Annotated in this window: 2 protein-coding genes and 1 pseudogene; all 3 read left to right on the top strand. The window is 71.0% G+C overall.

Features of this window, described 5'->3' with window-relative positions; all coding sequences use genetic code 11:
* Nucleotides 1–627 (top strand): annotated as a pseudogene (locus tag I71_RS29365) (ABC transporter ATP-binding protein); the annotation flags it as partial.
* Entirely contained in the window at nt 611–1,666 is a 1,056-nt protein-coding gene (locus I71_RS29370) for an ABC transporter permease (protein ID WP_375731229.1), read from the top strand. The pseudogene I71_RS29365 and the gene I71_RS29370, both read left to right, overlap by 17 nt.
* Before the next feature lie 6 nt (nt 1,667–1,672).
* Nucleotides 1,673–2,596 carry an ABC transporter permease gene (locus tag I71_RS29375; protein ID WP_042702743.1) on the top strand — a complete coding sequence of 308 codons (924 nt, stop codon included), beginning with the start codon at nt 1,673–1,675 and terminating at the stop codon, nt 2,594–2,596.
* Nucleotides 2,597–2,608: the final 12 nt, after the last annotated feature.

A 2,608-nucleotide genomic window follows, 5' to 3' on the forward strand; every position in this document is an offset into this window, starting at 1 on the left:
CGGCCGGCTGTCCTTGAGGGCAGCGCGGTCGAGCATGGCGACCCGGCCGACATGGTCCGGCGCGGTGTCGCCCGCATCCCGGAGGACCGGCACAGCGCCGGTCTGGTCGGCGCCATGGCGGTCTGGGAAAACCTGATCGCCGAGCGCTACCACGACTCATCCTTCTCCCGCTTCGGCGTGCTGCGACGCGGGGCGGCGCGGGCCTACGCCCGCGAGGTGATCGAGGAGTTCGACGTCCGCTGTCCCGGACCGGATGCCCGCACGCAGCTGCTGTCGGGCGGCAACATGCAGAAGCTGATCCTGGGCCGCACGCTGGCCCATGGACCGGACCTGATCCTGGCGAGCCAGCCGACGCGCGGGCTCGACATCGGGGCGGTGTCCTACGTCCACAGCCGGCTGCTCGACGCCCGCGCCGCCGGCGCCGGCGTCCTGCTGATCTCCGAGGATCTGGACGAAATCCTGGCGCTGGCCGACTGCGTCACCGTCGCCTATCACGGGCGCCTCACCCCGCTGCTGCCGCATGACCGGGTGTCGGTCAGCCAGCTCGGCCTGCTGATGGCCGGGCATTGGGACGTTTTGCGCGACATTCTGCCGGAGACCCAATTGGAGCATGGCGATGCGGCTTGAACCGCGCACCGATACCCCGCTCGCCCTGCGGCTGCTGGCGCCGGTTGGCGCCGTCGTGGCGGCGCTGGCGCTCTGCGCCCTGCTGGTCGCCTGGACCGGCGCGCCGGTGCTGCGCGCCTATGGCCTGCTGTTCGAGGGGGCCGTCGGCTCCCGCTTCGCCCTGACCGAGACGCTGACCCGCGCCACCCCGCTGATCCTGACCGGTCTCGCCGCCGCCGTCGCCTTCCGCGCCAAGCTGTGGAACATCGGGGCCGAGGGGCAGCTCTACATGGGCGCGCTGGCCGCCGTGGTGGTGGGCGGCGGCATGCTCGACCCTGCCGCCTGGGTGCTGATCCCGCTGGTGATGATCGCCGGCATGGCGGCGGGCGGCGTTACGCTGCTCGGCCCCGCCGTGCTGAAGGTCCGCTTCGGCGTCGACGAGGTGGTGACCACCCTGCTGCTGAACTTCGTCGTGCTGCTGCTGGTGTCGCTGCTGTTGGAAGGTGCCCTGAAGGACCCGATGGGCATGGGCTGGCCGCAATCAGCCCCGGTGGTCGAGGCGGCGGAGCTGCCCAAGCTGGTGGCCCGCACCCGCCTGCATGCCGGGCTCGCCATCGCGCTCGGCCTGTCGGTGCTGCTGTGGCTGATCGACACCCGCACCATCTGGGGTTACGAGAACCGCGCGGTCGGCGCCAACCCGCGCGCCGCCGCCTTCGCCGGCATGCCGGTGACGCGGGTCATGCTGCGCACCGCCCTGCTTTCGGGCGGGCTGGCCGGACTGGCCGGCGCCGCGGAGGTCTGCGGTCTGAAGGGCTACCTGACGCTCGACCTGTCGCCGGGCTTCGGCTACAGCGGCATCGTCGTCGCCATGCTGGCCCAGTTGCATCCCATCGGCGTGGTGGGAGCCGCGCTGTTCATCGCCGGCATCTTCGTCGGCGCCGACGCCATGAGCCGCGCCATGCCGGTTCCCAACTACATCGCCGATGTCCTGGTCGCCACCAGCCTGCTCTGCATGCTGGTCGCCGGGCTGCTGGCGCGCTACCGGCTGCGGCGGGGGTAAGGGGTCATGGATTTCCTGTCGATCATTCTCGACATCCTGCTGTCGGCCGCCTTCTGGACCGCGGTGCTGCGCATCGCCACCCCCTATGTGCTGGGCACGCTGGGCGAACTGGTGTGCGAGCGGGCCGGCGTGCTGAATCTCGGCATCGAAGGCATCATGACGCTGGGCGCCATGGCCGGCTGGATGGCGGTCTATCAGGGCGCCGACCTGTGGACCGGCGTGCTGGCGGCTGCCGCCTGCGGTGCGCTGCTCGGCCTGCTGCATGCGGCGCTGACCGTGCCGCTCGGCCTGTCGCAGCATGTGACCGGCATCGGCGTGACCCTGCTCGGCACCAGCCTGTCCTATTTCGTCTACCGCCTCGTCCTGCCGCAGGCCAGCACCCCGCCGACCATCGAGCCGTTCCAGCCCCTGGCCCTGCCGGGCGCTCTGGCCCAGACGCCGCTGACCTACCTCGCCTTCCTGCTGGTCGCGGTCGTCGCCTATGTGCTGTACCGCACGCCGGTCGGACTGGCGGTGCGGATGGTCGGCGAAAATCCCGCCGCCGCCGAGGCGCAGGGGCTGAACGTCACCGCCATCCGCATCGGCGCCGTGGTGGCGGGCAGCGCGCTGATGGCGCTGGCCGGCGCCTTCCTGACCCTGTCGGCCTTCAACGCCTTCTTCTTCAACATGGTCAACGGGCGCGGCTGGATCTGCATCGCGCTGGTGGTCTTCGCCTCCTGGCGGCCGGGCAAGGCGCTGCTGGGCGCGCTGCTGTTCGCGGTGTTCGACGCGCTGCAATTGCGGTTGCAGCAGGCGAGCGGCGGCGTCCTGCCCTACCAGCTGTTCCTGATGATGCCCTATCTGTTGAGCATCCTGGCGCTGGTGCTGGTGGCCCGCCGGGCCTCCTACCCGCGCGCCCTGATGATCCCGTACCGCAAAGGAGAGCGCTGATGTTCGACCTGA

This window comes from Azospirillum sp. B506 (genome assembly GCF_000333595.1).
Taxonomy (GTDB): Bacteria; Pseudomonadota; Alphaproteobacteria; order Azospirillales; family Azospirillaceae; genus Azospirillum.

Bases quoted from the DNA above. Each gene is read 5' to 3' on its own strand.
- I71_RS29375 (WP_042702743.1), top strand. From the start codon at position 1,673: ATGGATTTCCTGTCGATCATTCTCGACATCCTGCTGTCGGCCGCCTTC.
- I71_RS29370 (WP_375731229.1), top strand. From the start codon at position 611: ATGGCGATGCGGCTTGAACCGCGCACCGATACCCCGCTCGCCCTGCGG.